Below are 20,944 nucleotides of genomic sequence, written 5' to 3' on the forward strand. Positions count from 1 at the left end.
AGTTCCTGTTCGGGGACGAGGACGCGCTGATCATGCTGGACATGTCCGAGTTCATGGAGAAGCACACCGTCTCGCGGCTGTTCGGCTCCCCGCCCGGTTACGTCGGGTACGAGGAGGGCGGCCAGCTCACCGAGAAGGTCCGCCGCAAGCCGTTCTCCGTCGTCCTGTTCGACGAGATCGAGAAGGCGCACGGCGACATCTTCAACTCGCTGCTGCAGGTGCTGGAGGACGGCCGGCTGACCGACGCGCAGGGCCGGGTCGTCGACTTCAAGAACACCGTCATCATCATGACGACCAACCTCGGCAGCCGCGTCATCTCCAAGAGCGTCAGCCTGGGGTTCTCCACCATGGACGACAGCGACTCGATGCACAACCGGATGAAGTCGCAGGTCCAGGAGGAGCTGAAGCAGCACTTCCGGCCCGAGTTCCTCAACCGGATCGACGACATCGTGGTCTTCCACCAGCTGACGCAGAAAGAGATCATCCAGATCGTCGACCTGATGCTCGCCGGCCTCGCCGTCCGCCTGCGCGACCGCGACATGGACCTGGAGGTCACCGCCGAGGCCAAGGCCCTGCTCGCCGAGCGCGGCTACGACCCGGTGCTCGGGGCCCGGCCGCTGCGCCGCACCATCCAGCGCGAGCTGGAGGACACGCTGTCGGAGAAGATCCTGTACGGCGACCTGCGTCCCGGCCACATCGTCAAGATCGCCGCCGAGGGCGACGTCCTCACCTTCACCGGCGCCGAACGGCCTCTCATCCCCGAACCCCCCGCCCCGCCCGCCGCCGAGCCCGGCGCGGCGGCCGAACTCGAACCGACGCGAACCTAGATGGACCGCCATGCCCCTCCTCGGGTGGAACTGCAAGACATGCGGAGCTGATGCATGAACGTGCTCGTCATCGGGGGCGGCATCGGCGGCCTCTGCACCGCGCTCGGCCTGGCCCGCCGCGGGTACCGGGTCCGGGTGTTCGACCAGAGCGACCCGGCCGAGCACGCCGGCTCCGGCCTGGTGCTGTCCCCCAACGGCATCAGGGCCCTGGACCGCCTCTCCCCCGAGGCCGGCCAGAAGGTGCGCGCCGAGGCGGTACCCGGCCCGCATCGGTTCAACTACGTCTCGCACACCGGCAAGGTCAAGGTGCGCATCGAGCCGACCGACCTGGTGGCCAAATGGAAGGCCCCCCTGGTCGCCATGCGCCGCCGCCTGCTGCACCGCATCCTGCTGGACTGCCTGCCCCCCGGCGCGCTCACCCTCGGCAGCCGGTTCGTCCAGGCCAAGGAGACCGGTGACGAGGTGACCGCCCGGTTCGCCGACGGCTCCACCGCCCGCGGCGACCTTCTGGTGGGCGCCGACGGCGTCTGGTCCATGGCCCGCCACCACCTCGGCACCAAACGCACCCCCCGCTACCTCGGCATCAGCTCCGTCCGCGGCATCACCCCCGCCCCCGAGCACACCTACCCCGGCGGCTTCTTCTCCCAGGGCCCCGGCCTCCAGATCTTCGCCAACCCCCTGAGGAACGGCGACCTCTACTGGGCCGCCACCCTGAACGCCGCCGAACACGAATGGCCCCAGCTCCACCCCGAGTACGCCAGGGAACGCCTCTCCCGCATGGTCAAGGACTGGCACGCACCCATCCCCGACCTGGTCGCCGAAACCCCCACCGGCCAGCTGGTGGTCACCGACATCCACGACATGAACACCCTCCCCACGTGGACCACCCCCCGGATGGCGCTACTGGGGGACGCGGCCCACCCCATGGCCCCCTTCCTGGGCCAGGGCGCCAACGCCGCCATAGAAGACGCCGCCGTCTTCTGCACCCTCCTCCCCGACCTCGCCCCCACCCCCGCCGTGACCGCCCACTCCCTCCCCGCCCCCACCACCCAGATGGCCGTGGCCACCGCCCCCGACGCCCTCCGCGCCTACGAGACGGCCCGAGTCCCCCGCACCACCCGCCTGAGCAAGATGTCCCGCCGCATAGGCATGGCCGGCCAGTGGGAGAACCCCACCGCCATAGCGATCCGCGACACCATGATGAAACTGGCCTTCAAATACGGCGGCGAAGGCCCCGACACCTGGCTCTACGGCTACGAGACCTGATCGCTTCCGCACCCCTGTGTCTCGTCCGTCACCGCGCTCTGAACACGGTCCAGGTCTCGACGACGCGGAAGCCCATCGACTCGTAGAGCGGCAGGCCCATCGCGGAGGCGTGCAGGAAGGCCGCGCCCGCTCCGGCCGCGACGCCGTCCCGCAGCACCGCCTCGGTGACCGCCCGGCCCAGGCCGCGGCCCCGTGCGGCCGGGAGGACGGCGATGTTGAACACACCGACCGCGCCGGGGACTCGTATCCCGAGCCCGGTACCGGCGGCCCGTCCGGACTCCTCGGCCAGATACCCGGTGATGGGACCGGCGTCGAGCACGCCCCCGCCCATCAACGAGTCGAGCATGTCCTCATGGACTTCGAACCCCCGGGTGAGAGCCTCGGTGTAGAGATCGCTCTCGTCCGCGCCGACCCGGCGCACCGCCTTCCGCTCCCCCGCCCCGGCCCGGAACACCAGGTCGTCCGCGGCACAGACCAGAAACGGCAGATCGCCGCGTTCGACCAGCCCGTGCCGTGCCGCCAGACCGGCGACCTCGTCGCTCACCTCACCGCGAACCATGATCGACCACGGCACCCCCTGCCGGCCGGCCTCGGCCGCCACCTCGTCGAGCGCCCCGAGATCCGGCTCCCGTGCCGTGTCGTAAACCGCGTTCAGTATCGCGAGACCGGCACGCGTCATCGCCGCACGCGCGGTACCCCGCTCGGCGTACCAGCCCTTCGGAGTCACTCCGCAGAGGAACTCGAAGGCCTCGAAGTACGCCGCCGCCATGCGGTCAGCGATGGTGTCCATCGGCTGTCTCCCCGTGTCTCCGCCAAGCCGCCACCAACATATAGGACATGTCCGACTCAACGTAAAGGGCGTTCCTAATCGGGCGAAGAGGGTGGCTCGACCGGCTCGCGGCGTCGGCTCCTCCGGAAAGCAGCCGGAGCTGTGACACCAGGCGATTTCCCTGAGCCCCAGGTCCGCGAGCCGGCGGGTGCCATCATTGGTGGTGCCCTATCCAACTCTTGATCTTTTCGGGGAACAGCGGTGAGCAGCGTTGGGGTACAGCCCCGCACTCAACGGCGACCATCGGGGGAGGTGCTGGCCGTGGCGCATCCGGTCCCTACACTGGACCTCGTGTCGGCGTCCGTGCCTCTTCGTGGACCAGCCGCAACCGTCGTCTATCTTCTGGCGGCCGCGCGGGCGAACGGCATGCGGGTCAATCGCACAAAACTCACGAAGCTTCTCTATCTCGCCGATCTTCGCGCGGTCGAGCAGGGGATCGCTCCCGGGTCGGGTGTCGAGTGGCGGTGGCGCGGCCACGGGCCGCACAGTCTCCGGCTCGGTGAGGTCGAGCGGGACCTGCGTGAAGCGGGGGTCGTCCTGGTCGAGGAGAACGCCGATCCGTTCGCGGGTCACCGCGAGTTCGTCATCCACCTGGTGGACGCCCCGCACGTCGAAATCGACGCCGGGTTCGCCGAGGTCGTCGACGATGTGCTCGCCGACTACGGGCGATGGTCGGCTGGCCAGCTCCGCGACCTCGCCTACCAGACGTCTCCCATGCAGGAGGCCGTCAAGCAGGGCGAGCGCGAGGTGCGGCTCGACCTCGCGGGGGGACCGCCCCTGCCCGATCTCGGCCCGGGCCTGGCCCGCCTGCGGGAGTGGGCCCGCCGCAATCCACTGCCCGACGACGAGCCGGGCGGCGTCGACGACCTCGTGGAGGAGAGCCGGCAGTTCGCCGAGCACCGCACCGAGGCGACCCGGAACCTCCTGGAGGACTAGTGCCGGGCCCCTACGTCACCGGCGGTGTCTACCTCGTGAGGGACAAGGCGCTACGTCTGCTCCCCGAGGAAGAACGAGTCGTTCACGATGAACGCCGTCCCGTGGTCGTGGTGACCGGTCACCGGTCCAACGGCGACCCCGACTGGCCGTTCGTACTCGCCTGCCCTGTCTCGGGCTCGACGTCCCGGCGCACCCGCTTCGACGTCCAGCTCGCCCAGGGACAAGGCGGCGCCCAGAAGAAGTGCTGGATTCGCGTACCCGCGGTTCAACCCCTCGCCAAGGCGGTCCTCGAGGACAGGAGCGGGACCTTGGATGAGGACCTTCTGACGCAGGTCCAAGCTCGGCTCGCTCAGTACATGGGGTTGATCGACTGAGCGTGGCGGGCCGGAGACGGCATGCCGAAGGCCCACCGCGGTGTGGTGGGCCTTCGGGGGACCGCTTGGGGGGAAGCGGTCAGTCTTTGGGCTGGATCAAGAAGAACTCGTTGCCGTCGGGGTCTACGAAGGCCGAGTGCCAGGCCCAGGACTGGTCTTCCGGCTCGGTGGTGAAGTGGACGCCTCGGGAGGTCAGGAGTTCGTGGTCGGACTTGATGTCGTCGGTGATGAGCTGGATGTCGGTGAAGATGCCGATCTTTTCCTCGCTGCCCACCGGGAAGTCGGCGGTGGCGAGGACGATGGTGGTCTTGGCGCCGGGTGGCGCGACCTCTATCCAGCGCATGGGGCCCATGGAGTCGTCACGGCGTAGTTCGAAACCGAGTTTGCCGACGTAGAAGTCGACGGCGACGTCCTGGTCGCGGACGAAGACGTCTACGGTTCCTACGTGGGTGATCATCTGGGCCTCCTGGGCGGTGGATACGGACGGTATGCCCCGTGGTTCTATCAGTGACGAGGCGCGCCCGTCTGCCTCATCGGGTAGCGGGCGCGCCGGGTGTCACCGGAAGGCGGGGAGGTGGTCGGCGAGCCATTGGTCGAAGGAGCGGGAGGGCTTGCCGGTGAGCTCCTCGACCGAGTTGTAGACCTTGGCCCAGCGGCCGCTGTCGTCGGCCAGGACCGACTGGACGGCGTCGATGAGCTCCTCGGGGGCGCCGAGCATGACCCAGTTGTCGCGGGCCTGCTGGGCGGTGAGCTGCTGGAACTCGATGGGGCGGCCCAGAGCGGCGGAGATCTTGGCCACGCGCTCCTTCGGAGTGAGCGCCTCGGGCCCGGTGATGGGGTACGACCTGCCCTCGTGGCCGTCGGTGGTGAGCACCACGGCGGCGACGGCGCCGATGTCGCGCGGGTCGATCATCGCCTGCCGGGTGTCGCCGTGCGGCTCGCGCACGACGCCCTCGCCCCTGATGCCCCAGATCCAGTAGAACGTGTTGGACATGAACTCCCCGGGCTGAAGGATCGTCCAGGGGATGCCCGACTCCTTCACCGAGCGCTCGCCCGCAAGGTGCCAGCGGGTGATCGCGTCGGGGGCGTCGTCGATGGTGCCGAGGCCCGAGATCTTGACCAGGTGGCGCACCCCGGTGCCCTTGGCGGCGGCCACGATGGCGGCGTCGTGCGCGGGGGCGTGGTGGCTCGGCGCGAGCATGAAGACGCGCTCGACGCCCTCCAGCGCTCCGGGCAGCGTGTCAGGCTTGTCGACGTCGGCGACGTACACGTCGACCGAGGGGTCGAACTTCGCCTTGTCCGGGTTGCGGGTCAGCGCGCGGACCTTGGCGCCGGCCTCGACGAGGTGGGAGACGACGTGGTTGCCCACGGCCCCGGTGGCCCCGGTTACCAGAATCATGGATCGGATCTCCGTTCGACGGTGTCTCAGCCGGTGGTGGGCCAGCTGACGGGCAGGCTGGTCACGCAGCGCAGCACCGGGATGGGGAGGTAGAACTCGGGCTCGAAGTCCTCGGGCAGCCGCGCGTCCGGGATGGTGTCGAGCAGCACCTCGATGCCGGTGCGGATCGCCATGCGCGACCAGCCGGCGCCCACGCAGTAGTGCGCGCCGCGCCCGAACGCCACGTGACGGGCGAGGCCGGGCCGCTGCGGGTCGTACGACTCGGGCGACGGGAACGCCTCGGGGTCGCGGTTGGCGGCCTGGTAGGTCACCGCGACCATGGCGCCCTTGGGGATGCGGGTGCCGCTCAGCTCGATGTCGCCGGCGGCGGTGCGCGGCAGCCACTGGGTGGGGCCCTCCAGCCGCAGCCCCTCCTCGACGGCCCCGGCGAGCAGGTCGCGGTCGGCCAGCACGGCCTCCCAGCGCTTGGGCTCGCTGAGCAGCACGAGCAGCACGTTGGCCAGCCCGTCCACGGTGTTGGCGGCGCCCGCGGAGATGAGCTCCATGGTGCACCAGGCGATCTCGGCCATGCTGAGCTTGTCGCCGGCGTCGGCCTCGGCGAGCGCGAGCCGGGTCAGCATGTCCTGGCGCGGGCTGGCGCGGCGATCCTCGACGGCCCGCTCGTACCAGCGCTGGTACTCCACGATCTGCGCGGCGGCCTGGCGCTGGTCCTCGACGGGCAGGCCGGGGATGAACAGCATCTCCCACAGCCCGTTCCACTGCAGGACCTGGTCCTGCTCGTCACGGGGCACGCCGAGGAAGTCCAGCAGGGCGCGGTTGGCCAGCGGGCGCACGTACTGCTCCAGCAGCTCCGCCGAGCCCCCGGTGAGCCCGGCGGCGAGCTCTTCGGCCGCCGCCCGGGTCAGCGGCGCGTTCTCGGCGACGCGCTGCTGGGAGAGGCCCTGGCCGACGAGCGTGCGCATGCGGGTGTGCTCGGGCGGGTCGGTGTTGTACAGCGTGGTGCTGAGCGGCAGGCCCTTGGCCAGCTCCTCCAGCACCTCGGGCGGGATGCCGGGGCCGTTCTTGTCCTCGCCGGAGCTGAACTTGTCCGGGTGCTCCAGGATGTACGCGACGTCCTCGTGCTTGGTGACGACGTACACGGCGCCGGCGTCCTCGGCGTCGTCGACCATCCACTCGTCGGACCCCATGGAGCTCTTGTACACCGGGCACTCGCCGCGCAGCCGGTCCCAGATGGGGTACGGGTCCTTGGTCTGCTCGGGGTCGAAGGGGCTGAAGTGCAGGTCCGCCGCGGTCATCAGGAAATCACTCCCTCGACGAGGCTGTCTCCGCCGGCGGTGGCGGTGACCTTGCCGAACCTCAGACCGGCCAGCTCGAAGAGCCGCGCGAAGTCCCCGGCGCTGCGGGCCTTGCCACCGCCCACGGCCAGCATGTGCAGGTCGAGCAGGGCGACGTACTGGCCCTCGGGTCCCTCGGTGACGAGCTGCTCGATGGCGATGACCCGCGCGCCGGGGTTGGCCGCCGCGACGGCGTTGCGCAGGATCGCCGCCGCGGCGACGTCGTCCCACATGTGGAGCACGTGCTTGAAGAGGTACAGGTCGGCCGCCACCGGGATGCTCTCGCGGCAGTCGCCGGCGACCAGCTCGGCGCGGTCGGCCAGCTCGCCGCCCTCGCGCAGCTCGGCGTGGGCGTCGTAGAGCGCGGGTTCGATGTCGAACACGGCGCCGCGCAGGCCGGGGTTGCGCTGGAGCACGGCGCGGATGATGCTGCCCTGCCCGCCGCCCACGTCGACCACCTTGGAGACGCCGGTCACGTCCAGGGCGTCCACGATCGGCCCGACGGCCGCCTCGCTGATGGCGGTCATGGCGCGGTCGAACACCGCGCCGGCCTCGGGCTCGTCCTCCATGAAGTAGGAGAACAGGTCCTTGCCGTACAGCTGCGGGAACAGCGGCCTGCCGCTGCGCACCGGCTCGGCGAGCCTGCTGGACAGCTTCCAGCCCCACTCGGCGCCTTCCAGCAGCACCATGTCGAGCAGCCGCTCGGGGGCGCCGGAGCGCAGCCCGGCCGAAAGGTCGGTGTGCGCGAACGTGCACTCGTCGCCGGCGGTGCGGAACACGCCGAGGGTGGTCAGGGCGCGCATGAGGCGGAACAGGGCGTCGGGGTCCGCTCCGACCTTGGTCGCCAGGTCGTCGATCCCCACCGGCTCGTCACCCACGGCGTCCGCCAGGCGGAGCTCGGCGGCCGCCACGACGGCGCCACTGATCTCCTTGCCGGTGAGGAATTGCATGATCTGGTTGGTAATCGATTGCCGGTCAGTACTGGTGGTCACGCATGCCACCCCATTCGAGGTCGAGAAAAGAGCGTGGAGGCCCGGACAGCGCTTTTCCGCAGCGTATGGGGGCCGGAGAGGCACCTTCTTCTCATGGATTGCCTACGCGCGAGGGCCTGTGGGCAATCCGTGAGAAGGAAACGCGTACCACCCGCGGATACGTTCGCAATCGAACGATCCGAAGGAGCTGCCGAGATGACCACTACCGCAGATGCGCAGACCGTGGCGGAGCGCAACAAGGCATTCGTGGAGGCCTTCCAGGCCCAGATCATGGCGGAGAACTGGGAAGAGGCCAAGAAGTTCCTGCACCCCGAGGTCCGGGTGCACTTCCCCATCGCGGGCGCCTCCGTGGTGCCCAGCGACCCGGACGGCGTGATCCGGATGTTCCAGGACTCCGCCCAGTGGTTCACGTTCCTGAAGGCCGAGCCGAAGATCTGGCTCGCCGACGAGAACCACCTTTTCGAGGTCGTCGAATTGTACTTCGAGCACACCGGCGAGTTCTTCGGCGTACCGCCGACGGGCCAGCGTTTCTCCATCAACGGCATGGGTGCCTGGCGTTTCCAGGACGGTCTCATCCACGACCACTGGGGCCAGTACGACATGGCGGCCATCCCGGGCAAGCTCGGCCTGGAGATGCCGGGATCGCTCCCGATCCCCGAGGCCGGGTGACCGCACGACCGGCACCACCCGCACGGAACGCACCATCACCCGTACCACCGCACCAAGGGCCCGTCCCGCCCCGGCCGGGCCGGTTCGCGCAGCACGCACCGGCCCGGCTCCCCGTGCCACACCCCGGCCCACCGGCCCCCGATCCACCGGCCCCGATCCCCAAGGCCCTCACAGCCCACCCGGCTCGCACGCATCGGATGGCGAAACGTTGATGCCCGCACCGCGACCACCCGCCCCGGCGGGCCTTCCCCTGCTCGGCAACGGTCCGTCCTTCATCCGCGACGCCATGGGGACGCTGTGGCGTGCCCACGCCGAACTCGGCCCGGTCTTCTCGCTGAAGCTCGGCCCGAAGCGGATGGTCGTGATCACTAGCCCCGCGGACGCCCAGGGCGTCGTCAACCTGCCGGAGTCCACGCTGTCGCTGCGCCCGGTGTACCGCTGGGTGATCCCGATGTTCGGCGAGGTCCTGCAGGCCGCGCCGTACGAGTCGTACGTGGACCAGCGGGACATGATGCTGCCCGCGCTGCGCGCCAAGAACCTGCCGAACTACCTGGTGTCCATGGTCCATGAGACCGGCGAGTGGCTGAACACGCTGGGCGAGGCCGGGGTGTTCGACGCGACCCGCGGCCTGGAGCGCCTGTCCATGTCGATCGCGGTCCGGTCGTTCCTCGGCGAGGACTTCCTGCACCGGTCCGGCGAGTACTTCTGGCGGCAGTACCTCGACCTGGCCGAGGGCATGGAGATCCTGCTGCCGCCGAAGCTGCCGCTGCCCCGCCTGATCCGCAGGGACCGGGCCAGGGACCGGTTGTTCACCCTGCTGCTGCCCAAGGCCGCCGAGGCGCGGATCGACCCCGACCCCGACGCGTACGGCTTCCTGGCCCACCTGGTGAGCGGCCGGTACGCCGACGGCTCGCCGGTGACGGACGAGGAGGTCGTCGGCCTCATCCTGTCGCTGGTCTTCGCCGCGTACGAGACCACGGCCGCGCAGCTGGCCTGGGCGCTGGTGCTGCTGCTCCAGCACCCCGAGCAGCTCAAACAGGTGGTGGCCGAGGTGGACGAGGCGCCCGCCGAGCCGACGCCGGGCTCGCTGCACGCGATGCGCCGCCTGCAGTGGAACCTGCGCGAGGCCGAGCGGCTGCGGCCCATCACCACCATGTTGTGGCGCTACACCGAGAAGGCGTACAAGGTGGGCGGCTACTCGGTCCCGGCCGGGTGGTTCACCGTGCTGTGCCCGCCGATCACCCACCGGTCGCCCGAGGTGTACGACTCCCCCGGCGACTACGACCCCGACCGTTTCTCCCCCGACCGCGACCCCTCGGGCCGGGCCGCCGCCACGCTGATCAACCTGGGCGGCGGCCAGCACCGCTGCCTCGGTGCCCGCTTCGCCGAGTCGGAGATGAAGGTGGTGCTCAGCATGCTCCTGCGATCCCACTCGCTCAGCCTGGTCGAGCAGGATCCGCCGCCGTCCAAGAAGATGGGCATCTCCCGCCCCGCCTCCCCCTGCCTGGTGGCCTACCAGCGGCGCGAGCCCGCCCTGCCGGTGGACCCGGCCGACGTGGGGTGGCTGGCGTGAACGACGCGATGATCGAGGTCGAGGGGCTGCGCAAGTCCTTCGGGAAGAAGGCCGCGGTCGCGGACGTGTCGTTCAGCGTGCCGGGCGGCACCGTGCTCGGGCTGCTCGGGCCGAACGGCGCGGGCAAGACGACGGTGATCAACTGCCTGTCCACCCTGCTGCGGCCGGACGCCGGTCGCGTGACGGTCGCCGGGCACGACGTGCTGGGTGACCCCGCGGCGGTGCGCGCGTCCATCTCGCTGACGGGGCAGTTCGCCGCGGTCGACCAGGTGCTCACCGGCCGGCAGAACCTCGTGCTGTTCGGGCGGCTGCTGCGCCTGTCCCGGCGGGAGGCCGGGGAGCGGGCCACCGAGCTGCTGAGCAGGTTCGACCTGCTGGAGGCCGGCGACAAGGCGGTCAAGGAGTACTCCGGCGGCATGCGGCGGCGCCTGGACCTGGCGGCGGCGCTGGTGGTGCCGCGTCCGGTGCTGGTGCTGGACGAGCCGACCACCGGCCTGGACCCGCGCAGCCGCCACGCGATGTGGCGGGTGGTGCGGGACCTGCGGGCCGAGGGGGTGACGGTGCTGCTCACCACGCAGTACCTGGAGGAGGCCGACCGCCTGGCCGACGCCATCGTGGTGATCGACAAGGGCCGGGTCATCGCCACCGGCACGCCCGACGAGCTGAAGGACAAGGTCGGAACCACGATGTGCGAGGTGCGCCTGGACGACGACGCCGCGCGTGAGCGGGCGCTCGGCGAGCTGCGCGGCCAGTGGACCGACGCGACCGAGAGCGACGGCGCCATCGTGGTGCCCGGCGGGGACGCCCGCACGCTGACCGAGATCGTCCGGCGGCTCGCCGACACCGGGATCGAGGCGGACAACGTGGCGCTGCGCCGCCCGACGCTGGACGACGTGTTCTTCGCCCTCACCGGCCGCGGCGCCGCTGAGCCCGGAAGGTCCGGCACGTCCGGCGAGGTGGCGAGGGCCGCGCGGTGAGCGCGGGCGCGGGCCTGACCCCGGCCGCCGTACTCGCCGAGGGCGGGGCGGCGAGCCTGGTCAGGCAGTCCGCCCTGCTGGCCGGGCGCAACCTCCGCGTCGCGCTGAGCGTCCCCACGATCGTCGGCATGGTCGTGTCGCCGCTGCTGTTCTACTTCGGGTTCCTCGCGGTGTTCCGCAAGATGTTCCAGGCGCAGGGCATCGACTTCGGGCAGTACCTCCCGCCCGCCATCGTCGTCATGTGGGCGACGTTCACCGCCGTGTCGGCGGCCGTGCTGCTGTCGCGGGACCGGCGCGGCGGCATGCTGGCCCGGCTGCGCTCGATGCCGGTGCACGGCGGCGCGGTGGTCACCGCGCGGCTGGCCTCCGACGGCGTCCGCGCGCTGATCAGCATCTGCGCGGTGATCGCCGCCGCCCACCTCACCGGCTTCCGCTTCGCCACCGGCCCGCTCGGCGCGGCGGCGTTCGTCCTGCTGGCGCTGGCGTTCCTGCTGGTCCTGAGCCTCGGCACCGGCGCGGCCGGGCTGGCCGCGACGCAGCCGGAGGCGATCGGCGCCACCCTGCACATGCCGGCCATGCCGCTGCTGATGCTCTCCACGGCGTTCGCCCCGGCCGCGAGCTTCCCCTTCTGGCTGCGCCCGGTGGTCGAGCTGTCGCCGGTTTCGGCGATCGTGGACGCGCTGCGGGCCGTCGCGGACGGCACGGGCCTCGCGGGCGCGTTGCTCCGGGCCGGCGTCTGGCTGGTGGTCCTGCTGCTGATCTTCTCGCGAGCCGCGACGCGGGCCTACCGGAGGGCGACGTGAGCGCCGCGGGCGGCGCCGGCGTCGCGGCGGAGAGCCTGCTGCTGGCGGGCAGGGGCGTGCGGCGGTTCCTGCGCAGCCCCCAGCAGATGGTGCACACGGTCGTGATGCCGCTGATCCTGCTGTTCACCATGCTGATCGTGTTCGGCGGCGTCGTGGCGGGCGCCGGCGGCGGGTCGTACGTCGCGCGGCTGGCCCCGGCCATCGTGATGTTCGGCGCCGCGTCCGGGTCGGTGCTGACCGGCGTGGGGTTCTACCTGGACCTGAACACCGGCCTGTACGACCGGTTCAGGACCATGCCGATCAGCAGGGCCTCGCCCCTGGTGGGCCGGGTGCTGAGCGACCTGACCCGGGTGCTGCTGACGGCCGTGGCCTCCGCGGCGGCGGCGCACCTGGCGGGCTTCCGCTTCGAACGGGGGCCGCTCGCGGCGCTCGCGTTCTTCGGGGTCGTGCTGGCCTTCGGCTCGATCTTCATGTGGATCGCGCTGGTCATCGCGCTGACCGTGCGGAAGGTGGAGGCGATCGGCATGCTGCTGACCGCCCCCTCGACACTCCTGCTCTTCTTCTCCTCCGGATTCGCGCCGAAGGACGCGTTCCCTGGCTTCCTGCAACCTCTGGTGGGCGCCAATCCGTTGTCGTCCGCCGCCGACGCCGCGATCGGGTTGTCCTCCGGAGGCCATCCGGTCGCCGGCCCGGTGACCCACATCCTCTGCTGGGCGCTGGCGGTGACCGCAGTGGCCGCACCTCTGGCCGTGCGGCTCTACCGTCGCCGTGACCTCGCCACGCCCGGCTGATCCCAAGGGGAGCTCCAGATGACAGCAATCCATGAGAAGGCCACGTTTCGCGGCGAACGTAGCTTTCGACGTGTGATGTCCCCCGTCACGACAGGTCACATCCCCACAACAGGAGGACAGGGAGAAAAGTGCTCGCGTACATCAACACATTCGTTCTCAAGGGTGACCCCCAGGTGTTCGAAAGCCTGATGGCGTCGCACGCGGAGTACCTCCGGACCCAGGCCGGGTTCGGCGGGTTCGAGCTGAACCCCTCGGACACCCGCCCGGGCGAGTACGTCAACATCGTCCAGTGGGTCAGCGAGGAGTCGCACGCGGCGCTCCGCCAGACCAAGGCATTCCAGGTGCAGGTCACCAACCTGCTCGGTGTGGCGGACGTGAGCTGCAGCGAAGTGGTCGAGGCCTCCGCGGATGTCACGCAGGCGGCCGAGGCCCGCAGCGCCTGACCCCGTACGACCCCACGGCGAACGGACGTGAGATCAAATGATCGCTTTCATCAATACGTTCACGCTCCGGGGCGACCGGTCCGAGTTCGAACGCCAGATCAAGGAGCATGAGAAGTTCCTGCAGGCCCAGCCGGGTTTCGGAGGCTTCGAGTTTCAGCGATCCGATCTCCGGCCGGACGAGTACATCACCATCATCCAATGGAGGGACACCGCGTCCCACCGCCGTCTGATGTCCATCAGGGAGTTCCAGAAGCAGGTGACCGACCTTCTCATGATCGCGGACGTCTCCTGTAGCCCTGTGGACCCTAATGTCGCGAAGGTCGGCGTCGCCAGAGTCGCGTGACCTTCCCGGGCAGGGCCGCCGCCGAGCCGTAGACGGCGGCGGCCCCAGCTTGGGGTGTACAGCATGACGGCGCGATGTCGCAAGGCGCGAGCGGGCGGGCGCGTGGTCCCCTTTCATAGATAGGACTTCGCCATGTCAGCCGGACCGCCCGAGAGACTGCTCGTGGTCGGCAGCGGTTGCCAGGTCTGCCGTGAGTACGGGCTGCGCAGCATGGCCGGGGGGTACGCCATCACCCTGGTCGACGACGAGACGCCCACATGGCAGCTGGCCCATATCCGCGACCACATCCCCGTGTCCTTCGACGACACCGACGCCGTGGTGAACGCGGTGCGGGCCGCCGGGCGGTTCGACGGCGTCGTGACGTACGTCGAGCAGTACCTGGAGGTGACGGCCGCCATCGCCGAGGAGATCGGCGTGCCGCACAACAGCCTGGAGACCGTGCGCGCCTGCCGCGACAAGCTGCTGACCCGGCAGGCCCTGGACGCCGCGGGGGTGCCGTCCGCCCGCTCGGTGCCGGTCGGCTCGCTCGGCGAGGCGCTGGAGATCGCGGCCGACATCGGCTACCCCGTCGTGGTCAAGCCCCGCAACCTCGCGGGCAGCGTCGGCGTGTCGCGCGCCGACGACCCCGCCTCGCTGGCCCGTGCCTACGACCTGTCCTCGGGGTCCCGCCTCGGCGGCGTGGACGGCCCGGTGCGGGTCCTCGTCGAGGAGTACCTCGACGGGCCGCAGATCAGCGTGGAGTGCGTGAGCGTCGGCGGCACGACGATCGTCTCGTGCGTCACCGACCACGTGGTGGACTACCCGCCGTACTTCGAGCAGGGCGCGCACGTGGTGGACACCGCGAGCCCGCTCGCCGACCCCGGCTCCCCCGCGGTCGACGTGGCGACTGCCGCGCTGGACGCGCTCGGCGTCGACTGGGGGGTCACGCACACCGAGCTGCGCCTCACCTCGCGCGGCCCGCGGGTGGTCGAGGTGAACGCCCGCCTCGCCGGCGCCCGCATCCCGTACCTCTGGCGGCTCGCCTCGGGGGTGGACCTCGCCAGGGCCGCGGCGGACGCCGCGATGGGCCTGCTCGGGGACCTCACCCCGGCACGCTCGGGCGCCGCCGCCATCAAGCACATCTACCCGGAGGCCGCCGGCGTGGTGACCTCGCTCGGCGCCGCGCCCGAGCTGGCGCGCGAGCCGTGGTTCCACGAGCTGGTGTGGGAGAAGTCACCGGGCGAGGTGGTCAAGCCTCCGCCCAACGGCCTGGACGACGTCCTGGGCTCGATGATCGTCACCGGGGAGGACGCCGGGTCCTGCCGGCGCGCCATGGAGGAGGGGATGCGGCAGGTCGAGGTCGTCATCGCCGCGCCGGATTCCCCGGCAGCGCACACGGCCGTCACGGCCGGGGAGGGGACACGATGACCGCCGACGCCACCTGGTACGAGCAGGTCGCCGATCTGCCCGAGATGCCCATCTGGGCCGAGCACATCACACTGACGCCGCACTGGGCCGCGGCCTGGGAGAAGGTCACCACCGAGCAGGTCAGGGACTTCCGCCACCTGCTGCTGAGCGACGGCGACGACGCCGAGCTGGTGTCGTACTACCTGGTGGACCACTCGCCGTTCTGGACGGAGAACGAGCAGGTGGTCGGGGTGGACCCGGTCTGGCCGGGGCCTGTGGTGTACGCGCCGTCGACGTACGCCGAGTACGGCGGCGCCGGGGCCAAGCGCACCGACTTCATCGCCGAGGCGGTGGACCGCGGCCTGGAGCTGACCCGCGAGTGGGGGGCCGTGGCGCTGGTGTTCAGCAACCTGACGCCGGACGTGCTGAGCCGGTGGTCGGCCATCCGCCCCACCTCGATGTCGGTGCTGTTCGACGTCGCCTACTTCGCCCCGATCGGCCAGTCGATCGAGGACTTCCTCGCCATGCGGCCGGGCTCCAACGTGCGCCGCGAGTTCCGCCGGCAGTGGCGGCGCGGCATGGACGCCGGGCTGAAGGTGCGGCGGCTGTTCGGGACCGAGATGGTGCCCGTGCTGGACGAGTTCGCCGCGCTCACCGTCGACACCTCGGCCGCGCACGGCTACAACATGTACGGCGCGGACCTGTTCCACGCCGTCGCCGAGGTGCCCGGCGCGATCATGCTGGCCGCCGAGCACGACGGCACCCTGGCCGGGGGCTTCCTGTGCCTGCGGCACGGCAACCGGCTGTCGGCGTGGACGGCCGGCATCGACTACCCGCGGCTGCGCAACCTCCACACCTACGGCACGCTCGCCTACGAGGCGGTCTCCTACGCCGTGGACAGCGGCGCGGCCATCATCGACATGGGCCGCTCCAACCACCTGTACAAGCAGCGTCTCGGCCTCACCGGCGTGGATCTGTACGCCGGGGTGTACCTCGCCGAGGACGACTACAACATCCAGGCGTCCCTGACCGAGCTGCACATCCGGCTGATCGCGCGCAACCACGCGGGACGGCGGCCGTGACCGTCGCCACGATGGGGTACCGGGTCAGGTTCGCCCTGATCATCGTCGCCATCGCCGGGATGAACATCGGGTACACCGCGATCCTGCCGTTCCTGCCGCAGTTGCAGGGCGAGCTCGGGCTCGGGCCGGTCATGCTCACGGTGTTCCTGCTGGCCTACCCGGTGGCGAAGATCATCAGCCAGTGGGCGCTCGGCGGGCGGCTGACCGACGGCTGGGGCCCGGCGCCGACGGCCGCCGTCGCCTGGCTCGGCGGCGCGGCCGGCATGGGGCTCATCGCCGTCGCGGACGGCGCGGAGCTGGCCGTGGCGGGGCGGCTGGTCTGGGGCGTCGGCACCGGGCTCGGCATCCCGGCGATCTACCGCGCCACCGGCATGCTGGCCGAGCACTACGACGTGCCGGTCGCCAAGCTGCGCTCCATCGTCGGGGCGGGCGCCGTGCTCACGCTGGCCATGGGCCCGGCGGTGGCCGGCGCCGTCCACCTGTTCGCCGGGTTCCGCGTGGTCCTGCTGTTCGGCGCGGCCCTCAGCGTGGCGGGCGCGGCAACCGTGGCGTACGCCATGCGGCTGCCCGCCGGGCGGGGCGAGGCCGCGACGGCGGCGAGCGTGCCGGAGCCCGCGGCCGTACCCGCCGGGCGGGGCTGGGCGTTGCCGTTGTTCGTCTTCGCGCTGTACGAGCTGATCCTCAACCTGCTGTTCGCGGCGTCCGAGCCGCTGGTGCCGCTGTACGTCGCCGGGGGTGAACAGGACCCGACCGGGAGGTCGGCGCTGATCCTCGGCGTCGGCCTCGGCGTGTGGGTGGTGTCCACGCTGCTCAGCGCGAGAGTCTCCGAACGGCTGCGCTCCCCGGCGGCGGGCACGGTGAGCCTGATCGTGCTCGCCGGTTCGTGCCTGGCCATGTCGGAGATCGGCGACCTCGGCATCGGGCTGATGGCGTTCGTGGTCTTCATGGTCGCCCAGGGGCACGGCTACCTGGTGGCCAGGGACGGCATCGACAAGTACACCGACGCCTCGGGCACCGTGTGGGGACGGTTCAACGCCATCGCCGACGTGGGCTTCCTGCTCGGCCCGGTCGTCGCGGTGGCGGCGTACAGCTGGGTGGGACACCTGGCGTTCCCGGTGGTCGGCGTGATCGCCCTGGCCGCCGCCGGCGCCTTCGCCCTGGCGGCCGGCCGCCTGCACCGCGCCACGACGGTACTGCCCCTGCCGATCCCGGAGCTGTCCAGCCGGGTGTGACGGCCCGAGCGCCTCCTCGCGGCGGAAGCTCCGCCGCGAGGAGGCGCCGGTACGCGCGTCACTCCAGGAGGAAGCTGGCGCTGCTCCGGAAGGCGCTCGTGCCGTCGTCGGCCTCGACCCACGCCAGATCCGCGCGGTGGCGCAGGTAGTAGCCGGGGAAGTTGACGGACTCCAGGGACACGGTGCCCGAGCCCGCAAGGCCTGTCCTGCGGGTGAAGCTGGCGTCGGCCCTGAACAGGGTCGAACCGTCGTTCCGTTCCACCCACGCCTCGTGGTTGCGGTGCCGCAGGAAGTAGCCGGGGAAGTTCGTGGACTCCAGCGACACCGTTCCCGAGCCGGACAGGCCCGTGACCAGCCGGAACTGGGAGTCGGCCAGCGGGGAGACGTTGGCCTCGGGGCGGACGCGGTAGTCCCAGTGCCGCAGCGCGTACCCGGGCCTGTCGTAGGACATCAGCCGCACCGGGGTCGCCCCGTCGGGCACCGGGATGCCGAAGTCGGGGGTGCCGTCCGCCCGCCAGTACACCTTCTGCACCCGGGTACGCCGGTTGGGGTCGTTGAGCGGGTCGCCGGAGATGTCCCGGTAGTTGCGGTCGTGATAGACGAGGATGTCGCTCTGCCCGTCCTCCGAGACCGTGAACGAGTTGTGCCCCGGCCCGTATTGGCCGGTCGCGGCGCTGGTGGCGAAGACCGGGTTGGCGCCCTTGGTCCAGGAGGAGGCCTGCAGCGGGTCGGACGAGGCGGACGACGTCAGCATGCCGAGGCAGTAGTTGGCGTCGGTGGCGCTGGCGGAGTAGGTGAGGAAGCGCCGCCCGTTGCGCTCCAGGACGGCCGGGCCTTCCGCGACCTTGTAGCCGCGGGTCTCCCAGGCCAGCGTGGGCACGGTCAGCCGCGTGGTGGTGCCGGTGATCGTCCAGGGGTTGGCGCCCATGCGGGCGATGTACAGGTTGGAGTTCGTGGAGATGCCCGGTTCCTGCTGGGCCCAGAGCAGGTAGCGCACGCCGTTGGTGACGAACGTGGTGGCGTCCAGGGAGAAGGTGTCCCAGGGGGTGGTGATCCGGCCGCGTTCGGTCCACGGACCGGACAGGGGGTTGGCGGCGGAGCTCTCCAGGACGTACATCCTGATCCGCCAGACGTCGTCGGCCCGGCCGGCGGCGAAGTAGACGTACCACTTGCCGTTGATGAAGTGGATCTCCGGTGCCCAGATGTGGGCGCCCATCTCACCGGAGGAGTGCTTGCGCCAGATGACCGTCTCCGCGGCGGACGAGAGTCCCTGGATGGTCGTGGCGCGGCGCAGGACGATGCGGTCGTACTCGGGGGCGGTCGCGGTGAAGTAGTAGTAGCCGTCGGTGTGGCGGAAGATGTGCGGGTCCGCGCGCTGGGCGGCCACCGGGTTGGTGTACTGCACGGCGGGCGAGGCGTGGGCCGGGCCGGGGAACAGCAGGCTCGCCATCACGGCGAGCAGCGTGGCCAGCGCGATCATCGGCGGGCGCGGGCGCGAGAGGGATTGCATCGGCTCCTCCAAGGGGGTCAGGCCAGTGGAGAGATGAAGGTGCGGGAGGCGTCCGGAGCGGCCGATGCCTGTTGACATGTACGCGTTCCGGACGGCCTCCACGCATTGTTAGCGCTAACACACATCACCGTGCGCGAGCAGGATCAGTGATGGCGTCCGGGGACAGTCGTAACCTGGCGGGCGACCCGCCGTCAATGGGCGTCGCACTCCGGCCTGAAGGCGGGGCCTCGCGCAGGCGGGGCCCCGTCAGCGTGCCGGCCTGGTCGCCGGGGTCACACGGCCTCGCGCCAGAGGCCGAGGCCGGGCTGGCGTCCCGAGGCGTACAGCAGGACGTCCCAACAGTCCTCCCCGGCGCGGAACAGGTCCGGCAGCCAGCGGCCGCAGACCGCGCCGAGGACGCCCCGGCATTCGGGGCGGTAGTGCACGCCCACGCTGGAGTACATGTCCCAGGCGTGGATGTGCCATTCGAGTGCGCAGAAGCCCGCGTAGTCCCCGACGGTCCACGTGCGGCCGTCCATCGGGAACAGGACGTGGTCCCAGGCGAGCGGCAGGCGGGTGACGAAGCTCCTGGCGGACAGGCCGAACTGCGCCAGCCGCACCAGCGGGGCCGCGGGCCGGAGGCTCGCCATGCGCTCGGCGTTGTGCGCGACGATGTCTTGGTGCGTCAGCAGCGGACCCGCGCACTCGTCGAGGATGCAGTCGAGGAAGCGGTTGTAGTCCTCCCCGATGCAGTGGAGATGGTCCAGCAGGTCGGCGGCGACCCACTCCTCGCAGGGAGTGGGCCGCCCCCAGTCGTCGTCCGACATGCGCGAGGCGATGGTCTCGATCGCCTCGGCGCCCGCCAGGCAGGCGCCGAGCACGTCGTCCCGGAGGAACCGCATCGGCTCAGTGCTGGGAGCAAAGGGCCGAGCAGGCGGCGCAGCCACCCTTGACGCCACAACCGCCCGGGTCCGCGTCCTGGGCCTGGGCGATCTTCACCGCGACGCCGCCGGCCTCGGGCTCCAGCTCGACGGCCGTGACCCTGGCCAGCGCGGGCGGCGTGACGTTGTACACCTCGCGGATGTCGATCTTCTCGCCGGCCAGCTCGGCCGGGATGGTCTCGCACAGGCACGCGAGGTTGTAGCGGCGCTCCACGATGTACGGCGTCTCGTGCAGCAGCCGGTAGAAGTCCTGCCCGACCACTCGCCTGCGGTCGTCGGGGAGCTGGCTCTCCAGGACGGCGATGCGCGGGCTGAGGTAGCCCTGGACGGTGACGACGGCCTTGCAGGTGCCGAGCGTGCAGCTGGTCGCCGACAGCAGCGGCGCCACGGCGTCGGCCTGCGCGTCCGTCATGTCGTACGACGGGTCGCCGAACGTGCGGCCGTTGTGCTGCATCATCTCGACCAGCTGGGCCAGCCCGTGCTTCCTGGCGAACGGCACCAGGGTGTCGATCACGGAGTCCGCGTTGCGGCGCTCCACGCAGATCTCGATGCCGATCCGCTCCCGCGGCACGTACTCCATCAGCGTCTGCAGGCCGAGCGGGACCGGTACGCCGTCCACCTGGCCGTACTGGTGGCGGCGCTCGGGTACGCCGAGCAGCCGGGCGGCCAGCGCCGAGTCCGGCGTCCAGTACTTGGAGTACAGGTACACCGGGTACTCGGAGATCTTCTTGGCGGCCTCCAGCGGCGTGAGACCCCAGGTGCGGCGGCACAGGTCCTCGTCACCGAAGATCATCCCGTTGGTGAACACCACCGCCGGCAGGTCCAGCTCCCTGCACGTCTCCAGGAAACGCCACCAGCCCTTGTCCAGCGTCGGCTCGCCCTCCCCCGGCACGTACACGTACTGGGCACCCAGGGCGGCCGCCTGGGCCAGCAGGTCGTCGCGCTCGTCGGCGTTGAGCTCCTTGGGCTTGCGCTTGCGGTCGGTGAAGCAGACGCCGCAGTCGGCGTTGCAGACACCGGTCATCATCAGGACCAGGAACGCGAGGCTCTCCGGGCGACGGGAGGCGGCCAGCTCCTGCAGCTCGGCCTGCGAGGCGCTCTTCAGGCTGTCGTGGAACGCCCGCCAGGTGGGCCTGCCGCGCATGAAGCCCGCGACCACGTCCGTGTAGCCCTGGGCGTAATCCGCGGCGATGTTCCCGGCGGTCGCCCGCATCCAGGTCGTCTCCGATATCTGTTGCACCGGGAACCGACGGTCGAC

Annotated in this window: 22 protein-coding genes; 14 read left to right on the forward strand and 8 right to left on the reverse strand. The window is 70.9% G+C overall.

The window, feature by feature from the left end; all coding sequences use genetic code 11:
- A partial coding sequence (locus ACFP1K_RS21910) for an AAA family ATPase (protein WP_380756250.1) occupies positions 1 to 827 on the forward strand: 827 nt, incomplete at its 5' end.
- A gap of 54 nt (positions 828 to 881) precedes the next feature.
- Positions 882 to 2,093: an FAD-dependent oxidoreductase gene (locus tag ACFP1K_RS21915; protein WP_380756252.1), complete on the forward strand. Its 1,212-nt coding sequence runs from the start codon at positions 882 to 884 to the stop codon at positions 2,091 to 2,093.
- Between the two features lie 28 nt (positions 2,094 to 2,121).
- Here the strand turns inward: ACFP1K_RS21915 and ACFP1K_RS21920 are convergent, their stop codons facing one another.
- Positions 2,122 to 2,883 (reverse strand): GNAT family N-acetyltransferase, encoded by a 762-nt coding sequence (locus tag ACFP1K_RS21920; protein ID WP_380756254.1) that lies wholly within the window; start codon positions 2,881 to 2,883, stop codon positions 2,122 to 2,124.
- 405 nt (positions 2,884 to 3,288) lie between these two features.
- Between ACFP1K_RS21920 and ACFP1K_RS21925 the strand changes: the two genes are divergently transcribed.
- Positions 3,289 to 3,858, forward strand: coding sequence for a hypothetical protein (locus ACFP1K_RS21925; RefSeq protein ID WP_380756256.1), 570 nt, complete (start codon positions 3,289 to 3,291; stop codon positions 3,856 to 3,858).
- Positions 3,858 to 4,232 (forward strand): type II toxin-antitoxin system PemK/MazF family toxin, encoded by a 375-nt coding sequence (locus ACFP1K_RS21930; protein ID WP_380756258.1) that lies wholly within the window; start codon positions 3,858 to 3,860, stop codon positions 4,230 to 4,232. Before ACFP1K_RS21925 ends, ACFP1K_RS21930 begins: the two co-directional genes overlap by 1 nt.
- Before the next feature lie 79 nt (positions 4,233 to 4,311).
- Here ACFP1K_RS21930 and ACFP1K_RS21935 read toward each other — a convergent pair whose 3' ends face one another.
- The 4 genes from ACFP1K_RS21935 to ACFP1K_RS21950 form a co-directional block, all read right to left on the reverse strand.
- Positions 4,312 to 4,689, reverse strand: coding sequence for a VOC family protein (locus ACFP1K_RS21935; RefSeq protein WP_380756260.1), 378 nt, complete (start codon positions 4,687 to 4,689; stop codon positions 4,312 to 4,314).
- Positions 4,690 to 4,788: 99 nt separating this feature from the next.
- Positions 4,789 to 5,631 carry an SDR family oxidoreductase gene (locus ACFP1K_RS21940; RefSeq protein ID WP_380756262.1) on the reverse strand — a complete coding sequence of 281 codons (843 nt, stop codon included), beginning with the start codon at positions 5,629 to 5,631 and terminating at the stop codon, positions 4,789 to 4,791.
- A gap of 26 nt (positions 5,632 to 5,657) precedes the next feature.
- Complete coding sequence (locus ACFP1K_RS21945) at positions 5,658 to 6,926, reverse strand: cytochrome P450 (protein WP_380756264.1); 1,269 nt, start codon at positions 6,924 to 6,926, stop codon at positions 5,658 to 5,660.
- Positions 6,926 to 7,957, reverse strand: coding sequence for a methyltransferase (locus ACFP1K_RS21950; RefSeq protein WP_380756266.1), 1,032 nt, complete (start codon positions 7,955 to 7,957; stop codon positions 6,926 to 6,928). The genes ACFP1K_RS21945 and ACFP1K_RS21950 overlap by 1 nt, the downstream gene beginning before the upstream one ends.
- Positions 7,958 to 8,152: 195 nt before the next feature.
- Between ACFP1K_RS21950 and ACFP1K_RS21955 the strand changes: the two genes are divergently transcribed.
- The 10 genes from ACFP1K_RS21955 (at position 8,153) to ACFP1K_RS22000 (ending at position 17,256) form a co-directional block, all read left to right on the forward strand.
- Complete coding sequence (locus tag ACFP1K_RS21955) at positions 8,153 to 8,626, forward strand: ester cyclase (RefSeq protein ID WP_380756268.1); 474 nt, start codon at positions 8,153 to 8,155, stop codon at positions 8,624 to 8,626.
- Positions 8,627 to 8,837: 211 nt separating this feature from the next.
- Positions 8,838 to 10,199 (forward strand): cytochrome P450, encoded by a 1,362-nt coding sequence (locus tag ACFP1K_RS21960; RefSeq protein WP_380756270.1) that lies wholly within the window; start codon positions 8,838 to 8,840, stop codon positions 10,197 to 10,199.
- The gene (locus ACFP1K_RS21965; RefSeq protein ID WP_380756272.1) at positions 10,196 to 11,176 is read left to right on the forward strand and encodes an ATP-binding cassette domain-containing protein; all 981 of its coding nucleotides are present in this window, start codon (positions 10,196 to 10,198) and stop codon (positions 11,174 to 11,176) included. Before ACFP1K_RS21960 ends, ACFP1K_RS21965 begins: the two co-directional genes overlap by 4 nt.
- Positions 11,173 to 11,979 carry an ABC transporter permease gene (locus ACFP1K_RS21970; protein ID WP_380756274.1) on the forward strand — a complete coding sequence of 269 codons (807 nt, stop codon included), beginning with the start codon at positions 11,173 to 11,175 and terminating at the stop codon, positions 11,977 to 11,979. Before ACFP1K_RS21965 ends, ACFP1K_RS21970 begins: the two co-directional genes overlap by 4 nt.
- The gene (locus ACFP1K_RS21975; RefSeq protein WP_380756276.1) at positions 11,976 to 12,770 is read left to right on the forward strand and encodes an ABC transporter permease; all 795 of its coding nucleotides are present in this window, start codon (positions 11,976 to 11,978) and stop codon (positions 12,768 to 12,770) included. Before ACFP1K_RS21970 ends, ACFP1K_RS21975 begins: the two co-directional genes overlap by 4 nt.
- A 128-nt stretch (positions 12,771 to 12,898) precedes the next feature.
- Positions 12,899 to 13,213: an antibiotic biosynthesis monooxygenase family protein gene (locus tag ACFP1K_RS21980; RefSeq protein ID WP_380756278.1), complete on the forward strand. Its 315-nt coding sequence runs from the start codon at positions 12,899 to 12,901 to the stop codon at positions 13,211 to 13,213.
- A gap of 37 nt (positions 13,214 to 13,250) precedes the next feature.
- Positions 13,251 to 13,556 carry an antibiotic biosynthesis monooxygenase family protein gene (locus ACFP1K_RS21985; RefSeq protein WP_380756280.1) on the forward strand — a complete coding sequence of 102 codons (306 nt, stop codon included), beginning with the start codon at positions 13,251 to 13,253 and terminating at the stop codon, positions 13,554 to 13,556.
- 132 nt (positions 13,557 to 13,688) lie between these two features.
- Positions 13,689 to 14,963 (forward strand): ATP-grasp domain-containing protein, encoded by a 1,275-nt coding sequence (locus tag ACFP1K_RS21990; protein ID WP_380756282.1) that lies wholly within the window; start codon positions 13,689 to 13,691, stop codon positions 14,961 to 14,963.
- On the forward strand, positions 14,960 to 16,024 hold the full coding sequence (locus tag ACFP1K_RS21995; protein ID WP_380756284.1) for a GNAT family N-acetyltransferase: 1,065 nt from the start codon (positions 14,960 to 14,962) through the stop codon (positions 16,022 to 16,024). The genes ACFP1K_RS21990 and ACFP1K_RS21995 overlap by 4 nt, the downstream gene beginning before the upstream one ends.
- Entirely contained in the window at positions 16,021 to 17,256 is a 1,236-nt protein-coding gene (locus ACFP1K_RS22000; protein ID WP_380756286.1) for an MFS transporter, read from the forward strand. The genes ACFP1K_RS21995 and ACFP1K_RS22000 overlap by 4 nt, the downstream gene beginning before the upstream one ends.
- 58 nt (positions 17,257 to 17,314) lie before the next feature.
- Here the strand turns inward: ACFP1K_RS22000 and ACFP1K_RS22005 are convergent, their stop codons facing one another.
- The 3 genes from ACFP1K_RS22005 to ACFP1K_RS22015 all read right to left on the reverse strand — a co-directional run bounded on the left by ACFP1K_RS22005 (position 17,315) and on the right by ACFP1K_RS22015 (position 20,926).
- Positions 17,315 to 18,766 (reverse strand): family 43 glycosylhydrolase, encoded by a 1,452-nt coding sequence (locus tag ACFP1K_RS22005; protein ID WP_380756289.1) that lies wholly within the window; start codon positions 18,764 to 18,766, stop codon positions 17,315 to 17,317.
- Positions 18,767 to 19,038: 272 nt separating this feature from the next.
- A complete protein-coding gene (locus ACFP1K_RS22010) occupies positions 19,039 to 19,647 on the reverse strand; it encodes a maleylpyruvate isomerase N-terminal domain-containing protein (RefSeq protein WP_380756291.1) in 609 nt (202 codons plus the stop codon).
- Between the two features lie 4 nt (positions 19,648 to 19,651).
- A complete protein-coding gene (locus tag ACFP1K_RS22015; protein WP_380756293.1) occupies positions 19,652 to 20,926 on the reverse strand; it encodes a hypothetical protein in 1,275 nt (424 codons plus the stop codon).
- Positions 20,927 to 20,944 lie beyond the last annotated feature (18 nt).

This window comes from Sphaerisporangium aureirubrum, assembly GCF_042658925.1.
In the GTDB taxonomy this organism is placed as follows: domain Bacteria; phylum Actinomycetota; class Actinomycetes; order Streptosporangiales; family Streptosporangiaceae; genus Sphaerisporangium; species Sphaerisporangium aureirubrum.

Excerpts from the sequence above, each read along its gene's own strand:
- ACFP1K_RS21925 (WP_380756256.1), top strand. The coding sequence starts at position 3,289 with ATGCGGGTCAATCGCACAAAACTCACGAAGCTTCTCTATCTCGCCGAT.
- ACFP1K_RS21940 (WP_380756262.1), bottom strand. The coding sequence starts at position 5,631 with ATGATTCTGGTAACCGGGGCCACCGGGGCCGTGGGCAACCACGTCGTC.
- ACFP1K_RS21945 (WP_380756264.1), bottom strand. The coding sequence starts at position 6,926 with ATGACCGCGGCGGACCTGCACTTCAGCCCCTTCGACCCCGAGCAGACC.
- ACFP1K_RS21915 (WP_380756252.1), top strand. The coding sequence starts at position 882 with ATGAACGTGCTCGTCATCGGGGGCGGCATCGGCGGCCTCTGCACCGCG.
- ACFP1K_RS21995 (WP_380756284.1), top strand. The coding sequence starts at position 14,960 with ATGACCGCCGACGCCACCTGGTACGAGCAGGTCGCCGATCTGCCCGAG.
- ACFP1K_RS21960 (WP_380756270.1), top strand. The coding sequence starts at position 8,838 with ATGCCCGCACCGCGACCACCCGCCCCGGCGGGCCTTCCCCTGCTCGGC.
- ACFP1K_RS21920 (WP_380756254.1), bottom strand. The coding sequence starts at position 2,883 with ATGGACACCATCGCTGACCGCATGGCGGCGGCGTACTTCGAGGCCTTC.
- ACFP1K_RS21955 (WP_380756268.1), top strand. The coding sequence starts at position 8,153 with ATGACCACTACCGCAGATGCGCAGACCGTGGCGGAGCGCAACAAGGCA.
- ACFP1K_RS21990 (WP_380756282.1), top strand. The coding sequence starts at position 13,689 with ATGTCAGCCGGACCGCCCGAGAGACTGCTCGTGGTCGGCAGCGGTTGC.
- ACFP1K_RS22005 (WP_380756289.1), bottom strand. The coding sequence starts at position 18,766 with ATGCAATCCCTCTCGCGCCCGCGCCCGCCGATGATCGCGCTGGCCACG.
- ACFP1K_RS21935 (WP_380756260.1), bottom strand. The coding sequence starts at position 4,689 with ATGATCACCCACGTAGGAACCGTAGACGTCTTCGTCCGCGACCAGGAC.
- ACFP1K_RS21985 (WP_380756280.1), top strand. The coding sequence starts at position 13,251 with ATGATCGCTTTCATCAATACGTTCACGCTCCGGGGCGACCGGTCCGAG.
- ACFP1K_RS22010 (WP_380756291.1), bottom strand. The coding sequence starts at position 19,647 with ATGCGGTTCCTCCGGGACGACGTGCTCGGCGCCTGCCTGGCGGGCGCC.